Here is a 24601-nt window from a genome sequence, read left to right as displayed (position 1 = left end):
TTTTATTCTCCAGTGCTTTCCGCTTTAATTGGTGAAGCGTCATGCCAAATATGGCGGACACGGCGAATACTTTGTTCTGCATCGACAAAAGCAATAATGACCGCAATTACCCATACCCAATGCCAGATAAAACCAATCCAAGTCAAAATAGTAACGAGCCCTAACTGACCGTGTTTCTTTTTATCTGCATGGTGAATAGGCAGTTCATGAAACTTCCAAAATGCATACAAAGCACCAATTACGGTACCAATGAGCACAATCCCTGCGACAACGTGTAAGCCTGTGTCGAATCCTGTTTCAACAAACGGCATGCTAATTAAACTCATAAAGCTTCCTAAAAGGGGTAATTAAAAAATTGAGCTAGAGAGAATCCACTGATAGTGGACATGTATCGAAATGTTACGGGGAGAGTGGGATGAGGGAATCAGTAAAAATACGGATAACTCTGGAAGAATAATAAAAGCATGATCTGGATGAGCCAAAGAAGGTCGAGGCTACTACTTATTTATGGACAAGTGCGTTTCAAGTTGGTTTCGGTTTTATTGTTTTAGATGGCATTGCTTCAAACGATATTGGTTTAGGTGACAATGCTTTAAGTGAAGCAGGTTTACTTGATGCTTTAAATTAATTTATGGTCTTGATTTTGTAAGCTGTAGTATTACTGCAATAATACAAACCACTACTGTAGTGGTTTGTGTTAGTTGGACAAAGCAGGAGTGATATTTGTGTATATGAGAGGGCTATTGATCAATACCAAGACCATTGCGCAATGCAAATTGGATAAGCTCGGTATTGTTTTCAAGCTCGAGGATGTCGATCATGCGGTACTTGTGCGATTCGATGGTTCGAGGGCTTAAAAAGAGCTTTTCTGCGCATTGTTTTGCCGTAAAACCTTGAGCAAGTAGAGTTAGAACCGAGCACTGTTTGGGCGATAACAAAAGAAGCTTTTCACCTTCATTTGCATTAGTAGGCTGATCTTGTTTTAAATTTCTAGCCATTGTTGAGTGTTGCCAATAGCAGAGCCAAATGTCGCAAATAAGCTTGAGGCGTTTCATATCTTGGTCGGAGAGAGGTTCTACATTGCTGTGGAACCTAGAGAATGATAAAGCCCCCCAATCTTGCCCAAATAGCTTCAGTGGAATAATGCCATGCCATCGTCCACCTTCTTGATACAAGGTAGTGATTACCGAGATTTTATGATTGCTCATGTCATGTTCGTCAAAAGTGAGCCAACGTTTCTTGGTTCTGAGCTGTTTCAAGTAATCTAAATAATTACCGCTGATAAAGCTTTGTGGGTTGAGCTTAGGAATGTTGTCACGAGAGATAGTGACGGTTTTACCGTCGTTCAGCATAATCATTGAGTTGGGAAACAGTGTAACTCTGTCTATTTCGAACCAATCTAAAACTGTGTGAGCAATTCTTTGCCAAGTTTCATCAAAGTCTTTAGGCGGCGATCCAATTAAGGCGTCGGACTGCTGTGTTACCAAATCTTCAAAAGACATTTCAGTGGTATTTCTCATCTTATACAGTCAACCTTATCAACAATAATTCTATGTATAAGCTAGCTTTTTATTGGGTTATAAGTCAATTTTTTGCCTAAATAACGGGTGATTATTACTCGCTTAGGTATCCCATTATTATTCAAATCAGTAATACTACTGATTACCACGTTTTACGTTTCTTAAATAATAGCTCCCGGAAAGAAATTACTTTTAAAATTACAAAAGGTCTTGAGCTATGTTCAAAAAGAAAACCTTCCTACAACTTGCGATAGGTGCTGTACTAGCATCGACTGCAATGGCGAGTTACGCGACGACGGATACAAGCCGCCCTAATATCCTAGCCATTTGGGGCGATGATATTGGCATCGATAATATTTCGGCGTACACACGAGGCCAAGCGGGTCACTGGACTCCGAATATCGATCGTATCGCGAACGAAGGCGTGCTATTTACTGACTTTTACGGAGAAAACTCTTGTACTGCTGGTCGTAGTGCATTCATTACTGGTCAGCATCCAATGCGTACTGGTTTGACAAAAGTAGGCATGCCAGGCGCTGCTGAAGGTATTCGTCAAGAGGACCCAACCATTGCAACCATGCTCAAGGCTAAAGGTTACATGACAGGTCAGTTCGGTAAGAACCACCTCGGTGACCGTGATGAGCATCTACCAACCGCTAATGGTTTTGATGAGTTCATGGGTAGCCTTTACCACCTGAACGCTGAAGAAGAACCAGAGCATCCGGATTACCCACAAGCGCCTGGCTTTAAGAAAAAATTTGGGCCGCGTGGCGTTATCCATTCATACGCTGATGGCCGTATCGAAGATACAGGTGCTCTAACGATTAAACGTATGGAAACGGTGGATGAAGAATTCCTAGAAGGCGCTTTAGACTTTATTGACCGTGCTCATAAAGAGAAAAAGCCATTCTTCGTTTGGTTTAACTCAACGCGTATGCATGTTTGGACTCATCTAAAAGAAGAATCAAAAGGTTTGTCACAACGTGGTGGTCTTTACGGTGATGGTCTAGTTGAGCACGACAACATGGTCGGTCAATTACTTGATAAGCTGGACGAACTGAAGATTGCTGATAACACCATTGTTTCGTACACGACCGATAATGGTGCAGAGAAATGGTCTTGGCCAGATGGCGCAACATCGCGTTACTACGGTGAGAAGAACTCAACGTGGGAAGGCGGCTTCCGTGTACCAGCAATGATGCGTTGGCCGAACAAGATCCCAGCAGGCTCTGTTGCAAACGAAATTGCGGCGCACAATGACTGGGCTCCAACATTCTTAGGTGCCGCTGGCGAGAAAAACATTGTCGCTGACCTGAAGAAAGGCAAAGAGCTTAATGGTAAAGAGTACAAAGTTCATCTAGATGGCTTTGACTTAATGCCAGCACTTAAGAAAGGCAATAATACAACGGCAGACAACTCTGCTGATTGGCCTCGTAAGGGCTTCGTTTATGCGGCTGATGACGGTCATATTTCAGCCGTTCGTATGGGCGACTTTAAAGTGATGTTTACGGCAAACCAATGTCACGGCATTGAAACTTGGCAGTGTCAGTTCGAAGAACTGCGTTTCCCGTACATCTTTAACCTGCGTCAAGACCCGTATGAAAATGCGCATAAAGATGGCATTGGTTACTCTCAATGGCGTGTTGAGCATGTTCCATACATGTACTTGGGCGCAGCTTACACATTCCAATTCTTGAAAACATTCCAAGAGTTCCCGCCACGCCAAGTTCCTGGTTCGTTCTCTATCGACAAAATTGTTGAGAAGATGAGTATTTGGCAGCGTGCTCAATACCAATAGTACTGAGTAACAAATCCATATTATTGAGTTAACTGGCGAGTCAAATCAGCCCCCGCTGAAAAGCTGACGAACCACTTAAAAGAGCGATCCTTGTGATCGCTCTTTTTGTTTTCGCTTGTTTGTTGAAGAAGCCATAAAACAGAATCAGTAATACTACTGATTACGGCTGACAAGTGTTGTTGAATAATGGTCATAGATAACCGTTATCGGTTTCCATCTTAGGGAAGTAATCGCACAGTGAATGTGAGTGAACGAGAAGAGGAATAACAATGACCCAATCAGCTCAACACAACACCATTATGTTGCCAAAAGCAGCACCCGCGAAACGTATGAATATTATGACTAAGCCCATTGGGTCAGCATGTAATATTGATTGCACTTACTGTTACTACCTAAGTAAAGAAGAGTTGCTAGGCCATGAGCGTGGTTGCGCGACTCAAATGAGCGAAGAGATGCTCGACACCTACATCAAGACCTATATTGAGCAGCAAAATTTTCCTGAGATTGTTTTCCATTGGCAAGGCGGAGAACCGACGTTACTAGGTGTTAATTTCTTTCGTGACGTAGTTCGCCTGCAAAAAAAATATTGCCCGAAAGGCGTGAAAATTGAGAACAACCTGCAGACTAACGGGACGTTACTTAATGATGATTGGGGCAAGTTCTTAAGTAAAAACAATTTTATGGTCGGCTTAAGCATTGATGGACCTGAAATGATCCACAACGCTTATCGCACCAACCGCTCGGGACGAGGCACTTTTAAGCAAACTATGAAAGGTGTTGCGTTTCTTCATAAACACAACGTGAATTTTGCAACGCTGACTTGTGTAAACAACCTCACTGGTTCAAACCCACTCGAAGTCTACCGCTTTTTACGCGATGAGATTCGTTCGCCACAGATGCAATTCATCCCTATCGTCGAACCGAAATCATTCCGAGAGACAGCGCCACAGAAATGGTCTGAAGAAGAGATTCTTTTTCAAGGCATGCCTGAAACTGAGCCTAGCCACCCGAACTCAATTGTAGAGTCTTGGTGTGTTTCTGCTCATCAATGGGGAGATTTCCTGTGCACCATTTTTGATGAGTGGTTGGAAAATGACATCGGCAAAGTGAATGTTCCGTATTTTGAATCTTGTGTTGAAACTTGGATGGGCCGAGTTAACCCGCTTTGTACACTGGCTCCTATGTGTGGCAAAGGATTAGCTATTGAGCACAACGGTGATGTATTCGCGTGTGACCACTATGTTTACCCAGAATACAAGCTCGGCAACATCAATGATGCCAAGCTTGAAGACCTGCAATTTTCAAAAGGCCAAGAAGAATTTGGTCGAGCAAAAGAGTCAACGTTACCTAAACAATGCCGAGAGTGTACTTATCAGTTTGCTTGTTTTGGTGAGTGCCCGAAAAATCGCTTTATCAAAACCCTCGATGGTGAAACAGGGCTGAACTATTTGTGTGCAGGCTGGAAACAGTTCTTTTCACATATTGATCCTTATATATCAATGGTTGTATCGACCATGGGGTACCCAGTGAACAAGGGTATTAATGCAGACGCGATGAGAATTAAATTTAAATAGAGGGTGAAAAAATGAAATTGATTATATCAAGAATATTGATCGCATCTCTCGTTATGTCTTTTGTCGGTACTTCGATAGCAGAGACAACAATAAAAACAGAACAGCAGGTCGAGCAAAAATCTGAGAGTGATAAATACAAAGTAAACCAATCAGCTAATAGTGATTTAGATGGTTTGTATAATGAGGAACAAGTGAACGCGATTATTTCATTGGCATTCGAAACAAAGAGTACTCGCTATACAGAATTTGCTCGTCTATTCAACCGGTGTCAAAAACAACCTAATCATCCTGATTGCGGTGATTCTTATACCGCTAAACGCACTCAGTATGAGATTGCCAAAGCCAATCATGCAGTACTTCAAATGGTATATAAAGATGAGTTCAAATACCTGCTTATGCCTGAGGTAAACTCCCCTGAACTAGTGGTTTCATTGCAGAGCTTAGGGTATCTAAATAGCCGCTCAGGAGAAGATGTGAGCTACGAAGATACTTTAACAGCATTGAACCATTGGTTAAGTGCGAACAGAATGCAAAAAACACGCGATATCTATTTACTACATGCCCTGCTAGTTCGAGCAGAAGAACTGTCTCAACGGTTATTGAACGAACAGGAAAGCGCATGAGTTATCGCTGCATAAAATTAAAACTAAACCAGCTTGAATTAAGCAAAATGACACTTAAGTTGTGGTTCGTTTGCATCATGTCTTTTTTATGCCCATTTTATGTTGGTGCAAGTGCAGTACAGCCTGCAGATTTTCCTGTTCCGCCTGTAGAAAGGGAAGAGTCACTCCTAGCTGAATATTCTCAGAATGAATTGTTGAGTATGGAATTGAGAGTTGAGGCAACAAGTAATTTAGGTATGTATTACGGTCCTAATGCCATTATTGCAGTTGCAAGAGCCTCACGTTCGGAACATACAGAAATGCGTTTAGCTGCCATTCAGGCGGCTAAACAGTGGGAAGGTCGAGCAAAGTGGGATGTAATATCTCCGATGTTGAATGACAATAATCAAGATGTTAGTGAAGAAGCCGTACAAGTACTGATCCAAATCTGGCAAATATTGTCTCCTTCGCATCAAGAATATTTAGACAAGTATGTAGGGAAGTACCTGGAAAAACTGCCATTAACGTTAGAGGGTGATCTAAAGAAAACTTGGTTCTATCGAATTCAACGAAAAGAAGCGCTCATTGAAGAGCAATATGAACGTATGTATACCCTTTATGATGATCCAAGAATTGCGGTACTCCATGCTGGGTATTTACGTGATATTGGTAAAACGGCTCAATCAAGAGAAGTGCTAGAAAAAGCAGCAGGCAAGTACCCTAAGGATGCGTATTTACAATACAGCTTAGGGTTAAGCTATCATCGGTCTGGTGATTTGATGAAATCAAAACAGTCACTTAGCCAAGCTGTGGCTCTCGCTCCCGCGAACTCCAAATATGCTTATGTATATGCCTCTACCGTTCGGGATTCTGATGTCCATCAAGCAGCGAGACTGTTCGGTAAAGCGTATCAACTAAACCAAGAACCTGTGTACCTCTATGCATTATGCGATGCGCTATTGGAGTCGAAGCAGAACGCTAAGCCTTGCCTGGATTCGTTAAAACGGGTTGCGCCTGAAAGTGTGGTCACCGAACTTAAAAAACGCTACTGAACACAGAGTAGTTAAAACCTAAGTTATTAATAAAAATCAGAGCAGTGAATTAAATGAAGTATTTAACACTATTCAGTTAAAAAATATGCAGCTAATAACATATAGCAGTAAAAACATAGCAGCAGTAGCCATATCCAATCCTTTGTGAATATTTCTAATTACGGCGGAGCAGTGCTCCGATAGGTCTTTTATGTCTCAGAAACCCAATTCTTCGATCATTTCACTGTTTGAATACGTTAACCAACGAATTGTTGGACAGGAACATGTGACAAAAGCGATGGTCATTGCGTTATTGACTGGTGGACACATTTTGCTTGAAGGTCTACCTGGTACCGCAAAAACGCGAGCAGTTAAAATGATTTCTGATGCATTAGGCTTGGCATTTGGTCGTGTTCAATTTACTCCAGATTTATTGCCTTCCGATGTCACTGGCACGCAAATGTATCAGCAAGAAAGTGCTTCTTTGGTATTCCAACCGGGTCCTATTTTTAACTCCATCGTTTTAGCCGATGAAATTAACCGTGCTCCTGCGAAAGTTCAGGCTGCTTTATTAGAGGCTATGGCTGAAAATACGGTGACTGTTGGAGGTGAGTCTTTAATGCTTCCGGTTCCATTTATGGTGATGGCTACGCAAAATCCGATTGAACAAGAAGGCACATACCCGTTACCTGAAGCACAGATGGACCGTTTTATCATGAAAATTGAAGTTGGCTATCCAAAACGGGAAGCTGAAATGGACATTATTCATTTAATGCGAAAAGAAGAGCTAGGCGAAGATTCAGACCTTTATAAAAGCGCAGAGACATGTGCTTTTACACAAGAGGATCTGATTCAAGCCAAGGAAGAAATCAAACGTATTTATTGCTCGCCTCCTATCGATCAATACTTTGTCGATTTGGTTATTGCGACAAGGCAACCTGAGCAATATCAACACTCTAAATTGTCGGAGTGGATAGATGTTGGTGTGAGCCCAAGAGCGTCGATAGCATTAGACAAATGCAGTAGGGCTCATGCTTGGATAGAAGGGCGAGATCATGTAACGCCTGATGATGTTCGAAGTGTTGTGACGGCTGTACTTGGCCATCGTATCTCGCCAAGCTTTGAAGCCCTTTCAGACTCTGTGACGACCAAACAAATTATTGATGAGCTTCTTCTCACTGTTCCTTTGACTTAAAGGTATCTTATGAATATTGCACAAGACCCTAGAATCTCTGCAGAGTTGAGTACGCTAATGTCCATGAAAATGTCAGCGTCAAAACTCATTCTACCTCCTTCCCAGAAGGCAGGAAGTAAAATGTCAGGTCGTCATCAATCTAAGTACCGTGGTCGGGGGATTAACTTTGAGGAATTCCGTCATTATCAGATAGGTGACGATGTGAGGAGCCTTGATTGGAAAGTGACACTGCGAACCGGAGAGCCTCATATAAGAGTTTACAGTGAAGAAAAAGATAAACCGGTGATCTTAGTCGTTGATCAACGAACAAGTATGTTTTTTTCTTCTGTTGATACAATGAAGTCTGTTGTTGCGGCTCATATCAGCGCCTGTTGCGCTTGGTCGGTAATCAAAAGTAATGATCGAATTGGCGCGTTGTTGTTCAATGATTTTGAAGCTAAGTGGTACAAACCACAAAGAAACATTGCACATGTTTCACGAGTTTTAAAAACACTGACGTCAATGAACCAAAGCTTAGTCACAACTGCTTCTAAACCTCAGTCATTTAAACCAATGCTCTCCCAATCAATTTCGAAGAAGTCAAAGATAAACTCCCCTGATAAGGCTGTGACTGAGCAACCATCTCTGAGTCTTGGATTAACGAAATTAATGAAGCTGAAATTAAAAGGCAGCTTGCTTATATTTATTAGTGACTTCTCTGGTATGAAGCCTGACGATGTTGAAAGGATTAAATGGTTAAAGCGTCATAATGATGTTTTAGGTATTGCTATTAATGACCCTATGGAAGTGAATTTGATGTTCAGTGACCCAATGCTGATCAGCGATGGAAACCATCAACTTCCTGTGAGCCAAAGTATGAACACCAAGCTTGATGACTACAATAAATGGCTTGGGCAAGAAAAATCTGCTCGGCAAACCTTATTTGGCTCTGCGGGTTTCCCTCTTATTGAGCTTGATACTTCTGGTCATCACATTAATCATTTCCTTAATAAAGTAAGAGGGTGAAGTGATGCCATCCAATAATATTCTACTAACAAACTTTGTTGATCCAGAACTTCCAATCAGCATCGCCTTTTATCCTCAAACTTTTGGTTGGAAAGTTCTGTTTGTCGTTATCGGCCTTGGTTTGGCAGGGCTTGGTATTCGATTTATTAAAAAATATAAAGAGGAACGTTATCGAAAAAAAGCATTATCTTTTGTGCAACAACGTGATGAATTATGGGCTCAAGCATGTTTTACAGGCGATGCTGCCACTGAATTACGCAGCCTAAACAATGTGCTGAAAAACACGGCATGTTATGCATTCCCTAATCATAATATTGCCCACCTTACAGGTAAAGAATGGCTTCGTTTTTTATCTATAACTTCGCAAGACTCTCTTTTTGTTTCAGAGGTTCACGAACATTGGCAAAAGTCGATTTATCGACCTAATTCGGCTCGAGTATGGACGAGCACTGAGCTTACCCAAGTGAAAAGTGACGCGATTGAATGGATCAAGTGCCACAAGCGAGATGCTGCTTATGGAGTTTGAATATTCGTGGGTATTTGCTTTATTGCCGATTCCTCTTTTTATCTACCTCCTTGCACCTCAATATCAGACTCAAAGAGTCGCCATTCGTGTTCCATTTTTTACGCGATTGGTCGAAGACCTGCAGCTAAATGTGAATAACGGAAGTTCAGATATAAAACCTGGGCGCTGGCAACGATTTTCATTGGTCTTCGGTTGGATACTGTTAGTTATTTCAGCAGCAAAACCAGTATGGCTAGGTGACGAAGAAACTAGAGATTTAGACGGACGAGACTTGATGGTACTGGTTGATTTGTCGGGTTCTATGTCGACCACCGATTTCTATAGTGTGAATGGTGTTGAAGAATCAAGGTTACAAGCTGCGAAGCAAGTTTTGAGTGAGTTCAGTGAACAGCGTAAGGGAGATCGGCTAGGGTTAATTGTTTTTGGTGATTTTGCGTACATGCAATCGCCATTTACAGCTGACCATAAAGCTTGGTTGTCTTTATTGAAAGAAAGCCAAGTTGCAATGGCTGGACCAAGTACTCACCTAGGGGACGCAATAGGTCTGGGGATTAAAACTTACCTTTCAGAGGAAACTATTGATAATAGCGAGGGTAATAAAGACAAAAATAAAGGTAAGAGTAGAGATGGCAAAGATACTAGGGAAAATGACAAGCAAAGAGTGATGATTGTCCTCACCGATGGAAATGATACCAACAGCCTTGTTCCTCCTATAGACGCGGCTAAAGTTGCTGCGGCAAACAACATTAGGATTCATACCATAGCGATGGGTAACCCTAATACTGCAGGAGAACAAGCTTTGGAAGTTGAAACGCTAAACAGTATTGCCGGCATCACTGGTGGCCAGTCATTTTTAGCGATGTCATACCAAGAGCTTCAATTGGTTTATCAAGTGATTGCAGACTTAGAGCCTACGGTTTACAAGAGTTTTACCTTTCAACCCAAAGTTAGCCTACATTTTGTGCCAGTAATATTGCTTGTATTGCACCATCTTTTGTTCATGGCTGTGAGCTTATTTAGAACGAGACAGTGTCCCAATATAGGGGAGGAAATCAAATGACTGTACCTATATTTCTTTCTGAGTTTCATTTTCTTCGAGTTGAGTGGCTGTTATTAATTGTGCCTTTTATTGGGCTTTTGCTGATCCATTCGAAGCGTGAAGCTAGTGAACAACAGTGGTTAAAAGCGTTACCGACACATCTAGCGAAAGCGATGCGGGTAGAGCAACCTTCTTGGGGAAAGCAGTTACCCAAAAAACTACTTTTTGTGATTGGTCTTGCTGCCATTTTCGTTGCTGCAGGTCCAAGTTGGTATCGCCAATCTTCGTTATTTGGAGAAGACAACTCTCAATTGATCGTGGTGCTGGATGTGTCTGATACGATGAATCAAACAGACGTTGCACCAAGCCGATTGATCATGGCAAAACAAAAAATCTTGGAGACGATAGAAGCAAGAAACTCTGGAGAAACAGCGTTAATCGTATATTCAGGGAGTGCACATGTCGCGATGCCTTTTACACAAGATATAGCAATTTTCAAACCGCTATTAGAGTCAATTAAGCCAGAGGTAATGCCAAGGCAAGGTAAGTTTGCGGAATATACCGTGCCAGTGATTGAGAGACTATTAAGTTTAAGCGACTCAGCAACCGTTATGCTAGTGACAGATGCTTTAAATCAACAATCAATTACTTCTTACACTCAATATTTTAAGCACCGACCTCATCGATTATTAACTTATGGAATCGGTCACCCTGATCGTCCTTCTAATTTCCCTCTACAAAGTGGAAAGTTGGAGAGCTTAAGTGAGTCGGTAAATGGTGATTATGTCCAGTTTTCACCAACTAATAATGATGTCGGTAGGCTTGAACGCATTATTACCCAAAATGCTAAAATGAATATGGGGTCGTCTGAGCCTTGGTTTGATTCTGGGTATTCACTTGTGTGGTTCATCTTAGTTGTTTATCTAATGTGGTTCCGCAAAGGGTGGCTCGTTCATTGGGGAATTATTTTATGTTTAAGTAGCTTTTCATTCTATTCACCAAATGTCACCGCAAGTGAGTGGTCTTTTGTCGATCTGTGGTTAACCAAAGATCAGCAGGGTCAGTATTATTATCAACAAGGTGAATACAAGCTTTCCGCCGAGTTATTCGATAATGACCAATGGAAAGCGACAGCCTATTTTCAAGCTGGTGAATACGAAATTGCTCAACAGTACTTCATGAGAAATGATGATCTTCACTCTCAGTTGGGTGTCGCGGCGTCATTGACTCATCAAAAAGAGTATTTAGCGGCTAAGCGTTTTTATATCTCGTTGCTAGAGGTATACCCTAACAGTATTGCAGCCAAAACTAACCTAATAATTGTGGAAAAAATCATTAAGGACATCGACCAATTCACCAAGAGCCAAGCCAATAATAATGAGCAGCAAAGTAGTCGAGATTTAGGGGATAAACCTCAAACGTCAGAAGGGCTTGAGCAAGAAGTAGAATCAAAGCTGCTAATCAAAGAAGTACTTACTGCTGAGCAAATATTATCAAACGCATCAGCAAATGATAAATGGATGAGAGCGGTGCAAAGTGATCTCTCTGATTTTTTAACTTCCAAGTTTTACATTCAATTCGAGGCGGGCATAGGGATAAGTAAGGAGTTTGAAAGTGAGCACTAACTTAACATGCAGAACGCTATTATCATCCTGTCTGCTTTTGCTGTTATTAGTGACGAGTAATAGCTTCAGCATGGAAATTAGCGACTTATCTCATCGAGGAAGTCTTCAGGTTAATGCGTGGGTGGATGATGCTCACGGTGGAAATAGTACACATAGCAATAACTACAGTCGCGCTTTTTCTGTTCATGAACAAGTGACAGTTAATATTGAAATACTGTCTGACACTTGGTTCACCAAAGGAACTCACATACATCGATTTGAAGTTGATAATGCAGTGGTTCTTTCTAACCAACTTCATTCTATAAACTCAACTAAACGTTTAAATGGGAAGACTTATTCCCAGCAAATATGGGAGGTTGTGGTTTATCCATTACAAAGCGGCGAGTTTTTAATTCCAAGTATCACCATTGAGCTAGAAATCAAAAACATCAGCGGGAGTAGCGGTAAAAATGCCCATGAAAATAAAAACAATAAGGAAAAAAATAGCAATGTAAGTGGCTTTATTCAGACTGAGCCCATTCGATTTAGTGCGAATAAGCAGAGCGCTTTTATGTTTGAACCGCACCTTTGGTTGACTGCTGATAATGTGGATGTTTCACAACAAATAACGGTGGTCAGTAGCAGTGAAGATAGAGAACAATTACACATTAATGTTGGTGACTCGATATCAAGAACCATCACTTTAACCGCGAGTAACACGAACTCGATGCTTTTACCGGAACTAGTGAATTGCGATGATTTTCCTTATACAACTGATTATGTGAAGTGCTTCGTTCAATCTTCTCAAATTAATGAGACGCGTATTCGTGGGGTGAATAAAACTACAAAAGTAGAAGCGATAACCTACGTTGTAAAAGAAGCCGGAGAGTTTACCTTGCCAGAAGTCGTTCTCTTTGTTTGGGAGCCTGAAAATCAGGAGATAAAAAGCCTAAAATTGGATTCAGCTAACTACAGAATAAAGTACACGTTAGGATCATGGGTTAAGGCTTATCTTCATGAGTTGTTGGTGGCTGTTGCCTGTGTTTTGCTTATTCTCATCATGATGAAGAAATTGGTTGTTTATTATTCTTCGCGTAAATCGCCATTATTATTCAGGTTTTTACTGTCGTTGGTGAAAAAAGAGGTGGTTGACTCTGAGAATATTGTTTATGAAAGATTTCTGACCAAATACGGTCAATACAGATTGTTTACACAAGGTAAAGAGCTAGACGATACGTCAATACATAGACGTTATAAGGAGCTATCAAAAGTAACTTTATTTAATAGGCGATATTTAATAAATCTTTGGTGTCGAATCACCCGATGAAAATGAACATAGCAGCTTACTGACAGGGTAATTAGTCAGCATTTATTTACCGTAAAAATACTGATTACCTCGCTATAACGGTCATAGATAATTAGCTTAGGTTTAAGTCGAATCCTAAGTAATGCTCTAATTTTCTCAGTTGCAGAATATTGAGTGCATGACTCTACTGTTCATATCGAGACTGCAAGGAAGATCAATTTCGAAATGGGCTAAATCCGTTTACACAGAGAATTAGAAATTGAAATTTAGTCAAAAAATATTGCTTGCATCGTCATTACTGCTGCTTTCTTCCATCGCTTTACTTACCGCCATGCAAGCTTACACGGTACGAAAAGAGCTAGAAGTCATAGAGCATACAAGTCTAAACCAAATGGTAAAAGAAATGACAAATGTCATTGCTCTAGAACTGCAAAGTAAAAAAAACTTAGCTCGCTTCACTACTGAAACTGTTCAGTATTACGGTGATACGCTTCAAGAAGTCCAGAATGTTATTGAAACCTCTATCTTAAAAGAGAACTTTATTGCCGTAGGTTTTGGTGAAGAAAGAAGTGGGTCGTTTGTCGAGAATGATGATAACTGGCAGGCTGGCTCTGATTACGATCCGAGAACTCGTCCTTGGTATCAACAAAGTGCATCAAAACAGCAATTGATCGTTACAGAGCCGTATATCGATGTTTCTACAAGGACAACTGTCATCTCAATCGGTACCCCAGTATTTCAAAATAAACAATTTGTTGGATCAATGTTTTTTGATGTCGATCTGAGTGGTTTGTCTGATTTGGTCGGTGAGGTACACCTATTTAACGCGAGTGATTTTTTCATTATGACAGATAAAGGGATCACTATTGCTCACCCTGATACATCAAAAAATGGAGAAGAGGTAACGAGCTATATACCGGATATTAACCTTCATTTGAAAGATCAAAAAATAGAATTAAACGAAAGATTATACCAAATTCGTATAGCCGAAATTCCGGGGCAAAATTGGTTAATTGGGGCGATTGTTGATGAAGAAAAAGCGTATCAGAGTGTCTACAAAATGCGTAATACCTCTCTACTTTATGGTTTGGTAGCAGCATTAGTCAGTGTAGTTATCTTAAGTCTGTTGATTAAATACTTGATTAGACCAATTCATATTTTAAATGATGCCATCGAAAATGTTGCCTCTGGTGAGGGAGATTTAACAAAACGACTTGATACAAATACAGACCGTGAATTCGTAACATTAGCAGAGGGTTTCAACGCATTTGCAAACAAAATTCAAACCCAGATTATCGAATCTAAACAGTTAGGCCAGGAGATATTGGAAGTAACAGAAGTCACGGTGGCGGGATCTAAAAAGTCAGTTGGAACGATGAACCAGCAACTTCAGGAACTTGAGCAGTTAGCTTCGGCGATGAATGAGATGTCCGTTACTGCATCTGAAGTGGCCAATAATGCCCAAGGTGCTGCATCAGCAGCCAAAGACGCAGGAGATGCAACGGAGAGAGGTTCAAATGCAATGAGTGAAACTGGAACCTCGATTGATTTTCTTGCTTCACAGATTGAGCAAGCTTTGATAGAAATGCAAAACCTAGAAGCTGCGACAGCAAACATTGAAACCGTACTAAATGTTATCAACGATATTGCTAGTCAAACGAACTTGTTGGCATTAAATGCAGCGATAGAAGCAGCAAGAGCTGGTGATTCTGGTCGTGGTTTTGCTGTAGTAGCCGATGAAGTTAGGACGTTAGCCCAGCGTACTCAGGATTCTACTTCTGAAATCGGAAGTTTGATTGAGCACTTACAAAGTGGAGCGCGAACGGTTTCTAGTGCTATGGACCAAAGTAAGCAATCAACGACAGATGCCGTAACCAAAGCGAAGTTAGCGGAGTTGGTACTTGAAGAAATTAAACAAGAAATAGATAGAATTACCGAAGTCAGTATTCAAATAGCTTCTGCGGCTGAAGAACAGAGTTTAGTGTCCGAAGAAATCAATGGGAATACGCTTCGAATTAAAGAGTTGTCTACTGATGCTACAAATATTGCGGAAAATGCGAGTAAGTCACTCGATAACCAACAAAGTAAAATATTGGAGCAGGACCATGTACTAAACCGTTTTATTGTCTGACACCTTTGACTTATTCAGCGTTACATTTTATTACACTATTAAAGTGTAACGCTCGTTTCATTGAAGCAGAAAGCGATGATGAGTGAGGTAACTTGCCATGAATCGAGTTAGGGCAATACATCCGTGAATCCCAAGTGTTATATGCAAACAACTATGTAAAACTAGGTGTACATTATTGATGCAAATTAATTGTCATACGGTAAAATAATGACGAGCATCACACTGTTGAATGAATCAGTATGGCATATATAATACGCCCGCATTTATAAATACGGATGATATTGATGTCTAAAGCTAAAGTACTCATTGTAGAAGATGATCTAGAAATAGCCCGCTTAACTACTCTTTATTTAGAAGCCGAAGGCTACGTTGTGAGCGCTGTTCATGATGGTAACCTCGCACTAGACAAGATACGCAGTTTTGAACCAGATCTCGTATTACTTGATTTGATGTTACCAGGCATGAGTGGTACTCAAATATGTCGCCAAGCGCGAGAGTTTTATAACGGTATCATTTTAGTTTTGACGGCATCTGAAGATGAAGTCAGTGAAGTCAGCCTATTTAAGTTTGGTGCTGATGATTATGTGACTAAGCCTATTCGAGGTCATGCCTTATTAGCTAGAATTGAGGCTTTGCTGCGTCGTGCTTCTTTAGCCGCTAACAATTCGCCTTCTTCCACTAGCCATTCTATTGAAAGCCAAGAAAATGTTCCTAACCCAAATGGAATTTTCATTGATGTTGGTGATCAGTCTGCATATTTAAATGGTCAAAATCTAAAACTCACATCTGCTGAATTCGATATTCTAAATTTGTTAGTCACAAACATGAGTGAAGTTGTTACGAGAGATCAGTGCTGTCAGCTTTTCCGTGGTATCGACTATTCATTCAATGACCGTTCAATCGATATGCGGGTGTCTGGTTTACGCAAAAAACTTCGTATTCACGCCAACGAAAAACAATGGATAAGAACGGTTAGAAATAAGGGGTATATGCTTGTTGCTTAGCTTTATACCGAAGAAGCTGAAGAACACTTCAATGTTTGCTCGTTTGTATATTGGGATTGTTGTTGGCTTAGTTTCTACTATCTTCCTGTTCATCACACTCGGTGATGGACATATGAGAAGATCAGAAATAGAAACCTTTCTGAATGATGGCAGTTACTTTGCGGAGCAGTATGTTAATCAACATAATCAGCCGAAATCATTGTATGGGGAACTGGATAGAACGGGGTACCAGCAGTTTTATATTTTTAACTTAAGGTTAATTGAAAATTGGGATGGGGAACCTCCATGTCGCAATTGCGAACACCATACCACGTTAAATACTATTCCCGTTTACCTGACGGACACCAACCTCTACTCTGCCGTTTTCCCTCTTCCTAATTCTAAGTACAGTTTCGTATTCAGCGAAATTGAAGAGTTTTTCAGCCCTGACATTGAATGGTATGAAGATTCTGAGCGACACTTTCTACTGGCGCTATTAATTGCGGTCGTGTTTGCTATTGGAGCCAGTATTTATTTACCTATTCGCCGCTTACAAGAGCGCATAGAGTTACTGGTTGCTAAGCAAGAACAGTTTGGGAAAGGAAAACTCAGCACTCGCTCTAACACAAAAGAACTCCACCCTATTTCTGATCTTGCAAGTAGCTTCAACTCTATGGCTGAGGAAATAGAAAGCAAAGTTAAGCAAAGTCACATATTTGCACAGGCTATTCCCCACGAAGTGCGAACCCCACTTAGCCGAATTCAATTGGCTGCCGATTTATTAAGGCGTGAAGCCCCCGAAAAGCACCAAGTTCTATTTGATGATATTGATAATTATATTGATGATATTAACGAGCTGACATCAGATATCATTATGCTTTCTAAGCTTAATGTCGCGGATGATTCATTCTTTGAGCTAGTAAAAATCAATACAGATTTATCTGAATATTGTTTAGAAAGAGTACGTTATTCAAAACTCTCGAATGTAGAATTTGAGTCTCTATTACTTCATGGTATTAAAACTAAATGTGACTGCACGATGGCTCGTTTAGTATTAGATAATATTCTGAAGAATGCAGGGAATTATACCAAAGATAAGGTGTGGGTTACCTTGGATGAAAATTCAGAGAATTGGTTAATAGCGATTGAAGATAACGGGAAAGGTATCCCTGTTGAAAAACGAAATGAAGTACTGCTGCCGTTTTCTCGTTTGGATCAAAGCCGAACCTCAAAAACAGGTGGGTTTGGTTTAGGTTTAGCGATTGCTAACTCTGCGGCAAAAAAACTTGGCTGGGAAATTAGGATTCAAGGCAGCAATCATGGTGGTGCAAAGTTCATTATTTCAATGCCTAAGTCGAGCTCCCTGTCAATTTCGAGCTCACAGCCTATTTCGGACTCTAAGCCTGTCACGAATTCTAATACCTCAAATTACAATGGGTATCTTCCTATTGAATAATGCCACTACCTTTCATTAGGTGGGGTGTTATAAATATCTTCTATAGATATTAATAAGGGCAACATATGTTGCCCTTGTTCTTTAATGTTTTGTGTTTGATTGGTTTAGTTAATCGCTTTCAGAGCTCGTCTTCACAATACATTGATGAGGTGGGTTAGCTGTATTTACTATTAATACGCAATAGCCCGTATATAGCATGATCAATGACCCGACCATTCAAGTTCTCATTACGAGTAATGATCCCTTCCAGTTCAAACCCTAATCGTTCGCACACTTTGCGGCTGGGTATATTGCCGACTGCCGCGGAAATTTCAATCTTTTCCATATCAAGTTCATTAAACCCAATATCAATAAGTTTTTGCACAACTCGGGTAATAATACCTTTCCCTTGTTCCGCTTGAGACACCCAGTATCCAATTGTAGCTTTTTTAGTGTCGTGGTTAATGCTGTTGAAACTGCAGTTCCCGACTAGTTTTCCATTTAAAACAATGGCGCAAGTCATGCTTTTTCCCTCAGCATAATCATTTAAGCTACGTTGTACGAATATTCTGAAATCTTGTTCGCTTTGACAATGAGGCGGCCACGCAAGCCATTGTGCTAAATACTCATTTTGAGATTGAGATATTTCAGCATAAAGGGGAGCGAAGCTTTCTTGGACTAAAGCAATGGAGAGTTCCTCATCAATATCAATTTTAAACATAGCTATCCTTATGGAAAATTAGTTGCGTATAAAACAGATTAATGTTGCTCATTGGTGCTGTACAGGAAAACTTAACCCTATTTTGTGGCACGTAGATCACGTTATACGCAACCAATATCACTAAATGATAAAAACCTTAGTATTTATATGTCTATTTATACCTATTTTGGATTAGTATTCGTGTGTCATATATAAAGCGTAAAAACTAGGTTGAAGAAATGGATTTGTGTTGCGAAGAAGTGACTGTAGATTTAAGGCGGGCACTACTAGGCATTGCGAGAGCACTGGATAATGTGGGGTTTGAAAGTAAAAATCATGGGCAAAGAGTGGGCTATATTGCTTATCGATGCGCACAAAGTGTTGGTTGGGAAGAAGAACAAGCACAGTTGGCATTTTCGCTTGGGTTGATTCATGACTGTGGCATTACCCAGATGGATGAACATCGAAGTTTGTTGACGAGCTTAGTGCCAGAGGGCACCCATCATCATTGTCAAAAAGGGCACGAAATATTAAAAGAATGCCCAGTACTTTCTATATTTGCCAAACCCGTTTTATATCATCATACAGCATGGGAAGAGCTGCAATTTTTACCAATGGGTATGCTTGAGAAAGAGTTAGCTGCAATTATCATGTTAGCTGATCGAGTAGACTATCTATATGGTGAAACATCCTCAGATCGCTTTGGTAATCTCACGCCGGCAGGTAAAGCGAGCATTATTGAATGTTTAACCGATTCTGCAGGTACATTGTTTGAGAGTAACTTAGTTCAGCACATGTGTGAACTGGTCGATAATGATGACTTTTGGTTTTCGATGGATATTTCATACATTGAGATTATGAGCAGTAAGTTTTCAGCCGTTCCATTCTTTTCTCAAAAAATGACGCTTGATGAGACCATTGCATTTGGTGAGTTTATTGCAAAGCTGGTAGACGCGAAAAGCGCATTTACTTTCCAGCATTCATTAAAGGTGGGGCAGTTAACGGAATACCTCGCCAAGAAACTTGGGTATTCGCAAACAACTCAGAGAAAGTTGTATTTGGCTGGCTTAGTTCATGATATTGGAAAACTACAAACGCCAAGAGATGTACTGCATAAGCCTGGCTCTCTTACCGATGAAGAGTTTTGTTGCATTAAGCGGCACGCTACTGATACGCGCTTTTCACTGCAAGAGCTTTTTCACTCGCCACAAATTTGTGAGTGGGCATCTAACCATCATGAACGTTTAGATGGGTCAGGCTACCCATTAGGAAAAACTGCTGAGCAGTTGGATCAGCCAAGCCGAATTGTTGCGGTAGTGGACGTGTTTCAAGCCTTGAGCCAGTCGCGACCATACCGTGATGGAATGAGTCTTGAACAAACCATGGCGATAATGTCTGATTTAGTTAGCAGTAATAAGTTAGACAAAGTTGTTTTCTCATGCCTTAGAAAACATGCGCAATACTGCTTTGATTTATCGACAGATAGAGTGTCGATGACAGTTTGCAAGGCACTATAAAGACAAGTCGTATTTGGATGAAAAGTCGGTGTTTGCTTGAGTAGGCATTTACTATTGGGAGATAGCTACTTAAGAAGACAGCGACCATAAAATAGCCATGTGTCACAGTCATGCATCATGGAATTCAGCTATAGTAAGTTAATAAGTTAATAAGTTAATAAGTTAATAAGTTAATAAGTGAGTAGCAGTTAGATTGGTTTCGAACCGCATAATGTGCTTTCACTGTTATTATTAATATCAGAATCATTCATCAAGGAGGAGGATAACGCTATGAGCCAATTAGCTCAGCTCGACAGCACGTTAGTGTTGTCACCTTGGTATAACCTTGACTACTGCCTCTCGTTACTCAGTAAAGCCACAGATTAATTTCCTTAGTGCACCCGCACTGATAGCGCTATTTCAATGAGTTAATAGTTTTCATCATTTAACTCGAATTGAATTTCAGCCACTAGAAAATTAAGCAATAAATTAACTCACTATGCCTGAATTCAGGCGGCTTAGATCTACCTAAAGGAAATTAAGATGAAACGTATTCCAGAACCTTTTCGCATCAAAATGGTAGAACCAATTAAAATGACCACACTTGCTGATCGCGAAATTGCATTAGCAGAAGCAGGGCTCAACCCTTTCTTATTACGCAGTGATGATGTCTATATTGATCTATTGACGGATTCCGGTACCGGCGCCATGAGTGACAATCAATGGGCAGGGATCATGATGGGAGATGAGTCTTACGCAGGCAGCCGTAACTATTACAACCTATGTGACGCCGTTAAACACTTCTTTGGTTATAACCTAACAGTGCCCGCTCACCAAGGGCGTGGAGCCGAGCAAATTCTGTTTCCGTGCTTGATTGAAAGAATGAGAAATGTCCGTGGCGGTGAAACACCAGTCTTCATTTCGAACTACCACTTTGATACCACAGCCGGCCATATTGAACTTAATGGTGGTAAAGCGATCAATGTCGTGACGGAAGAGGCATTTGATACTACGACACCATATGACTGGAAAGGTAACTTTGATCTAGAGAAGCTGGAAGCAACCATAGAACAACATGGTTCTCATAACATTGCGGGCATTATTACTACCATTACATGTAACAGCTCTGGTGGGCAGCCGGTTTCAATGGCGAATATGCGAGCAGTTTATGAGATTGCGACTAAGCACGATATTCCTGTTGTGATTGATTCTGCACGTTATTGTGAGAATGCTTACTTTATTAAACAGCGTGAAGAGGCGTATAAAAATAGCTCGATTTTAGAGATCATCCGCGAAATGTATCAGTATGGCGATATGCTGACGATGTCGGCTAAAAAAGACCCTATGGTGAATATTGGTGGCTTATGCTGCATTCGAGATCACCAAGAATTGTTCCAAGCAGTAAGAACGCGTTGTGTGCCAATGGAAGGTTTCGTGACCTATGGCGGAATGGCAGGTCGAGATATGGAAGCACTGGCGAGAGGTTTGTATGAAGGGGCAGATGAAGACTTCTTACATTACCGAATTAGTCAGGTTGAATATTTAGGCGATAGGCTACACCAAGCGGGTATTCCAATTCAGTACCCAACAGGTGGACACGCAGTATTTGTGGATGCCGCGAAGATTCTGCCACATATTCCGGCAGAGCAATTCCCTGCTCAAGTACTGTGTAATGCTCTTTATTTAGAAGCGGGGATCCGCGCTGTGGAAATTGGATCACTGTTGCTCGGGCGAGACCCTGAAACGGGTGAACAAAAAGCCTCTGAATTAGAGCTTATGCGACTCACGATTCCGCGCCGAGTGTATACCAACGATCACATGGACTACATTGCGGATGCGATCATTGAACTCAGAGACAGAGCGCATGAGTTAGTGGGTTTAACCTTTGAATATGAGCCGGAAGTGTTGCGTCATTTCACCGCTCGCTTTACTTCGTTATAGTTAACAACCCTAAAATTTGTAACTTTAGCCGCCACTTTATGTGGCGGCTTCATTATTAATGCGCATGAAGCTTCAAAGAGTATTTCTTCTTGGTCTGCTACCAGAAGGCAATATAGTTTGTCAGTTCCAATAAATCCTACTCATTAACAATAAAAATTTGCTATGAACCCCTAAAGGTATAGCACTCATTATGATGGTTAATATCTAAGTTCATGTGGGTAAACTGAAAGCAAGCATAGTTCTTATATCCAAGTGTTTAGAGTGCATGGTTAGGCAAATCTGCTTGAAATCATATGTCAGAAATAGAAAAATGAGTTAGAGAATTCACTCTAACTCATGCAGTTCTGGTAAAAAGTAACTTGCAGTCGATAGGAACGAACCTAATCAATCAAATGACTTAACAGACTTAACCGCTTCCCAAAGGATCTTGTTGAACTCATTAGGTTTCTCTAGCATTGGAAAGTGCCCAGACTCCTCAATGTAGTAAATGCTGTAATCTTTAATATGTTTCTTGTTTTCTGCCGAGTTAGTTGTCAAAGAAAGCAGAGTGATAAGCAACTTCGCCCGTCGGAATACTGTTGGCTAGCGGTATAGCTAGGAAATACTCTGATGGGACACCTGGAAGTGTAAGGTTTGGCTGTGACTCAAAACCAAATCGGCCATAATATTTTGGTTCGCCGAGTAACACTACACTCTCAATACCTTGTGTTTTAAGTCGTGATAACCCTTCACGAATAAGTGCACCGCCGATACCTTCACCTTGACGCTCTGGCATCACTGATACTGGGCCTAAGCCATACCAAACAGACTCCTCGCCATTAATAAGAATCGGTGAAAAGGCAATATGACCAATGATGCCAGTTTGATCTTTACAAACTATAGATAGTGATAATGCTTTTGCATCACGTAGTTTATTGACGATCAAGTGCTCTGTTGGTTTAGCACCTGGTTCATGGTGTGGATGGTTCTCAAACGCTCGATAAATAAGTGTTTCAATTTCTGTAATGTCTGAGTGATTTTCAGCTCTAATTTTCATGTTTTAACCTTTGTTTTTTAGTACAAATACTTGGTAACCATATTGACCTAAGTATTGCTCGTGTATCTGTAGTTCTTTGCGTAAGTCATTGAGTGAATTAGAAGTGAAATCTTCGTCTTCGACCTGAGTGATCTTTTGGTTCAATGGATCCATATAGTTGCGCCACGACTGTTCACTCTGTGTAAAGCTCTCTATAACCTCATAGCCTGCTTTCATCATCTCTTTGATTCGTTGCTCGCTCGTCGCCATGTCTGGATAGTTTTGTTGCCAAAACTCTATGACTTCGGCATCTGGTTTATCGGTTAACCAAACCAAGTCACTAATAACTAAGTAGCCATTAGTCTTAAGAAATGGTTTCCAATCTTTAAGTGCCTGCTTGACTCCCATGATATAAGCACTGCCTTCTGACCAGAGCACATCAAATTGCCCCCGATCAAATGGCATCGCTGCCATGCTGGCACAAATCGTTGTTATTCGATGTTCAAGAGAATGATCTTTAACCTTCTCTTTAAGACAGCTTAGGCAGTACTCATCGTTATCGAGTGCCGTTAAATTGAAGTCTGAATTTTCTGCCAGCAAAGTGGTTGTGACTCCTTTTCCACAACCAATCTCTAGCGCATCGCCCGACCTAATTGGTAAAGAGCGTAATGCTTTGAGAGAGTAACCTTCATCACCTGGTCCCAGCCGATCTAACCCTTGAAAAATAGCTTCAAAATCAGCCATGTATTGCTCATGTTCATTCATATCTTTCGAAAGCCACTTTAGCCTCAAGGCACTCTTTTCACTGAAGCCTTGTTTCATTAACCATTCTAAATGTGCTGACGGAGCTTCTTTTTCCATTGATTGGTGCCACTCCTTCATAGAGTTCATGCCAAGCATTGAGGAAAGAAGCTCTCTTGCTTTTTGTTTTTGTGTGATTTCTTCATCCAATACATTAAGCCTATGAAGTAGCAGCTCTCTGTCGATTTGAGTATTTATGCATGCTTGGCACTCTTTTAGGGTTAGTCCGCCAGCTTGTAGTTGCTGTAATAGTTTTACCCGTTGAACATCTTTGTCTGTATAGCAGCGATACCCATTGCTTTGCCGCTTGGCTGAAATCAGTTTGAGTTTTTCGTAATAGAGCAAAGTTGAACGGCTTAATCCGACTTTTTGTGCCAATTCAGATATACGGTACATGGGTTTTCCTCTCATTTATGAGTGAACTATAAACTGTAAAGCTTTAGACAGGTCAATATTGATTTTGGCAGAAACTTGAAAATAATCGTGGTAGTAAGAATGGTTTCGAATCGGGACCAGAATCACTATTTTTGTTTTAACTTGCATGAAATTGGCATTTATACGCACACACTTCGCTTGGAAGTCTCTACTTTCGTTTAAGATTACTACCAAAATAAGCGGTGGTGGCTTAGGTTTTGCGATACCTGTCTTAAATCATCAGTTACTAATTTAGATAAGGAACTGACAAGCTTATGTCCAGAACCTTCATAGTTGGCACTTAGTAATGCGGAAGTGCCCCAATATTTGTTAGGCTTCTAAATAGATTATAGATAGTCAGCTAGTTTAGATATACAAAAAGTAAAGCGTGGCAAAACGCAACACTCGATCCGTTGCGCTTTTTGTTTTTAACTATATTAATGCTCCAAATTACCGGTACACATCAATTGGTGGTGTTGAATTGA

Annotated in this window: 19 protein-coding genes and 2 pseudogenes; 15 read left to right on the top strand and 6 right to left on the bottom strand. The window is 40.7% G+C overall.

Translation table 11 applies throughout. From position 1 onward, the window contains the following. Window positions 1-2 precede the first annotated feature (2 nt). Together OCU78_RS20815 and OCU78_RS20810 are read right to left on the bottom strand one after the other, a co-directional pair. Complete coding sequence (locus tag OCU78_RS20815; protein ID WP_137373662.1) at window positions 3-326, bottom strand: MFS transporter; 324 nt, start codon at window positions 324-326, stop codon at window positions 3-5. A 414-nt stretch (window positions 327-740) separates the two neighbouring features. Next, window positions 741-1520, bottom strand: a complete 780-nt coding sequence (locus tag OCU78_RS20810; RefSeq protein WP_137373663.1) for a response regulator transcription factor — start codon at window positions 1518-1520, stop codon at window positions 741-743. A 217-nt stretch (window positions 1521-1737) separates the two neighbouring features. Here OCU78_RS20810 and OCU78_RS20805 point away from each other — a divergent pair, with 217 nt between their 5' ends. The 13 genes and pseudogenes from OCU78_RS20805 to OCU78_RS20745 all read left to right on the top strand — a co-directional run. Further along, entirely contained in the window at window positions 1738-3318 is a 1581-nt protein-coding gene (locus tag OCU78_RS20805) for an arylsulfatase (protein WP_137373664.1), read from the top strand. Between the two features lie 263 nt (window positions 3319-3581). Continuing rightward, window positions 3582-4892: an anaerobic sulfatase maturase gene (locus OCU78_RS20800; RefSeq protein WP_373367627.1), complete on the top strand. Its 1311-nt coding sequence runs from the start codon at window positions 3582-3584 to the stop codon at window positions 4890-4892. Window positions 4893-4903: 11 nt separating this feature from the next. Beyond that, the gene (locus OCU78_RS20795; protein ID WP_137373666.1) at window positions 4904-5515 is read left to right on the top strand and encodes a hypothetical protein; all 612 of its coding nucleotides are present in this window, start codon (window positions 4904-4906) and stop codon (window positions 5513-5515) included. Window positions 5516-5592: 77 nt separating this feature from the next. Next, on the top strand, window positions 5593-6546 hold the full coding sequence (locus OCU78_RS20790) for a tetratricopeptide repeat protein (protein WP_137373667.1): 954 nt from the start codon (window positions 5593-5595) through the stop codon (window positions 6544-6546). Window positions 6547-6736: 190 nt separating this feature from the next. Further along, window positions 6737-7720 (top strand): AAA family ATPase, encoded by a 984-nt coding sequence (locus tag OCU78_RS20785; RefSeq protein WP_137373668.1) that lies wholly within the window; start codon window positions 6737-6739, stop codon window positions 7718-7720. A gap of 9 nt (window positions 7721-7729) precedes the next feature. Beyond that, complete coding sequence (locus OCU78_RS20780; RefSeq protein ID WP_137373669.1) at window positions 7730-8725, top strand: DUF58 domain-containing protein; 996 nt, start codon at window positions 7730-7732, stop codon at window positions 8723-8725. A 4-nt stretch (window positions 8726-8729) separates the two neighbouring features. After that, window positions 8730-9251 carry a DUF4381 domain-containing protein gene (locus OCU78_RS20775; protein WP_137373670.1) on the top strand — a complete coding sequence of 174 codons (522 nt, stop codon included), beginning with the start codon at window positions 8730-8732 and terminating at the stop codon, window positions 9249-9251. Beyond that, window positions 9241-10311 carry a VWA domain-containing protein gene (locus OCU78_RS20770; RefSeq protein WP_240701741.1) on the top strand — a complete coding sequence of 357 codons (1071 nt, stop codon included), beginning with the start codon at window positions 9241-9243 and terminating at the stop codon, window positions 10309-10311. Before OCU78_RS20775 ends, OCU78_RS20770 begins: the two co-directional genes overlap by 11 nt. Then, window positions 10308-11915: a vWA domain-containing protein gene (locus OCU78_RS20765; RefSeq protein WP_137373671.1), complete on the top strand. Its 1608-nt coding sequence runs from the start codon at window positions 10308-10310 to the stop codon at window positions 11913-11915. Before OCU78_RS20770 ends, OCU78_RS20765 begins: the two co-directional genes overlap by 4 nt. Next, the gene (locus OCU78_RS20760; RefSeq protein ID WP_137373672.1) at window positions 11905-13221 is read left to right on the top strand and encodes a BatD family protein; all 1317 of its coding nucleotides are present in this window, start codon (window positions 11905-11907) and stop codon (window positions 13219-13221) included. Before OCU78_RS20765 ends, OCU78_RS20760 begins: the two co-directional genes overlap by 11 nt. Before the next feature lie 238 nt (window positions 13222-13459). Continuing rightward, entirely contained in the window at window positions 13460-15331 is a 1872-nt protein-coding gene (locus OCU78_RS20755) for a methyl-accepting chemotaxis protein (protein ID WP_167494038.1), read from the top strand. Between the two features lie 284 nt (window positions 15332-15615). Then, window positions 15616-16335 carry a response regulator transcription factor gene (locus OCU78_RS20750; protein WP_137373673.1) on the top strand — a complete coding sequence of 240 codons (720 nt, stop codon included), beginning with the start codon at window positions 15616-15618 and terminating at the stop codon, window positions 16333-16335. Then, a pseudogene (locus OCU78_RS20745) lies at window positions 16328-17674 on the top strand (sensor histidine kinase); the annotation flags it as partial. The gene OCU78_RS20750 and the pseudogene OCU78_RS20745, both read left to right, overlap by 8 nt. Window positions 17675-17924: 250 nt before the next feature. Here the strand turns inward: OCU78_RS20745 and OCU78_RS20740 are convergent. Continuing rightward, a complete protein-coding gene (locus OCU78_RS20740; RefSeq protein WP_137373675.1) occupies window positions 17925-18470 on the bottom strand; it encodes a GNAT family N-acetyltransferase in 546 nt (181 codons plus the stop codon). Window positions 18471-18688: 218 nt separating this feature from the next. On the opposite strand from OCU78_RS20740, the gene OCU78_RS20735 reads away from it, so the two are divergent. Together OCU78_RS20735 and OCU78_RS20730 are read left to right on the top strand one after the other, a co-directional pair. Next, a complete protein-coding gene (locus OCU78_RS20735; RefSeq protein ID WP_137373676.1) occupies window positions 18689-19966 on the top strand; it encodes an HD-GYP domain-containing protein in 1278 nt (425 codons plus the stop codon). 522 nt (window positions 19967-20488) lie between these two features. Next, window positions 20489-21886 carry a tryptophanase gene (locus OCU78_RS20730; protein ID WP_137373677.1) on the top strand — a complete coding sequence of 466 codons (1398 nt, stop codon included), beginning with the start codon at window positions 20489-20491 and terminating at the stop codon, window positions 21884-21886. A gap of 384 nt (window positions 21887-22270) precedes the next feature. Here OCU78_RS20730 and OCU78_RS22960 read toward each other — a convergent pair. From OCU78_RS22960 to OCU78_RS20720, 3 genes and pseudogenes are all read right to left on the bottom strand, one after another. After that, window positions 22271-22411, bottom strand: a pseudogene (locus OCU78_RS22960) (alpha/beta fold hydrolase); the annotation flags it as partial. Window position 22412: 1 nt separating this feature from the next. Then, window positions 22413-22922, bottom strand: a complete 510-nt coding sequence (locus OCU78_RS20725; RefSeq protein ID WP_137373678.1) for a GNAT family N-acetyltransferase — start codon at window positions 22920-22922, stop codon at window positions 22413-22415. Between the two features lie 3 nt (window positions 22923-22925). Then, on the bottom strand, window positions 22926-24098 hold the full coding sequence (locus OCU78_RS20720) for a MerR family transcriptional regulator (RefSeq protein WP_137373679.1): 1173 nt from the start codon (window positions 24096-24098) through the stop codon (window positions 22926-22928). Window positions 24099-24601 lie beyond the last annotated feature (503 nt).

Origin of the sequence: Vibrio gallaecicus (genome assembly GCF_024347495.1) — a bacterium.
Lineage (GTDB): Bacteria > Pseudomonadota > Gammaproteobacteria > Enterobacterales > Vibrionaceae > Vibrio > Vibrio gallaecicus.
This window is presented reverse-complemented; position numbering and strand designations above follow the sequence as displayed.

Bases quoted from the DNA above. Each gene is read 5' to 3' on its own strand.
- OCU78_RS20740 (WP_137373675.1), bottom strand. From the start codon at position 18,470: ATGTTTAAAATTGATATTGATGAGGAACTCTCCATTGCTTTAGTCCAA.
- OCU78_RS20725 (WP_137373678.1), bottom strand. From the start codon at position 22,922: ATGAAAATTAGAGCTGAAAATCACTCAGACATTACAGAAATTGAAACA.
- OCU78_RS20720 (WP_137373679.1), bottom strand. From the start codon at position 24,098: ATGTACCGTATATCTGAATTGGCACAAAAAGTCGGATTAAGCCGTTCA.
- OCU78_RS20780 (WP_137373669.1), top strand. From the start codon at position 7,730: ATGAATATTGCACAAGACCCTAGAATCTCTGCAGAGTTGAGTACGCTA.
- OCU78_RS20775 (WP_137373670.1), top strand. From the start codon at position 8,730: ATGCCATCCAATAATATTCTACTAACAAACTTTGTTGATCCAGAACTT.
- OCU78_RS20750 (WP_137373673.1), top strand. From the start codon at position 15,616: ATGTCTAAAGCTAAAGTACTCATTGTAGAAGATGATCTAGAAATAGCC.
- OCU78_RS20730 (WP_137373677.1), top strand. From the start codon at position 20,489: ATGAAACGTATTCCAGAACCTTTTCGCATCAAAATGGTAGAACCAATT.
- OCU78_RS20815 (WP_137373662.1), bottom strand. From the start codon at position 326: ATGAGTTTAATTAGCATGCCGTTTGTTGAAACAGGATTCGACACAGGC.
- OCU78_RS20790 (WP_137373667.1), top strand. From the start codon at position 5,593: ATGTCTTTTTTATGCCCATTTTATGTTGGTGCAAGTGCAGTACAGCCT.
- OCU78_RS20810 (WP_137373663.1), bottom strand. From the start codon at position 1,520: ATGAGAAATACCACTGAAATGTCTTTTGAAGATTTGGTAACACAGCAG.
- OCU78_RS20795 (WP_137373666.1), top strand. From the start codon at position 4,904: ATGAAATTGATTATATCAAGAATATTGATCGCATCTCTCGTTATGTCT.
- OCU78_RS20735 (WP_137373676.1), top strand. From the start codon at position 18,689: ATGGATTTGTGTTGCGAAGAAGTGACTGTAGATTTAAGGCGGGCACTA.
- OCU78_RS20765 (WP_137373671.1), top strand. From the start codon at position 10,308: ATGACTGTACCTATATTTCTTTCTGAGTTTCATTTTCTTCGAGTTGAG.
- OCU78_RS20770 (WP_240701741.1), top strand. From the start codon at position 9,241: ATGGAGTTTGAATATTCGTGGGTATTTGCTTTATTGCCGATTCCTCTT.
- OCU78_RS20805 (WP_137373664.1), top strand. From the start codon at position 1,738: ATGTTCAAAAAGAAAACCTTCCTACAACTTGCGATAGGTGCTGTACTA.
- OCU78_RS20785 (WP_137373668.1), top strand. From the start codon at position 6,737: ATGTCTCAGAAACCCAATTCTTCGATCATTTCACTGTTTGAATACGTT.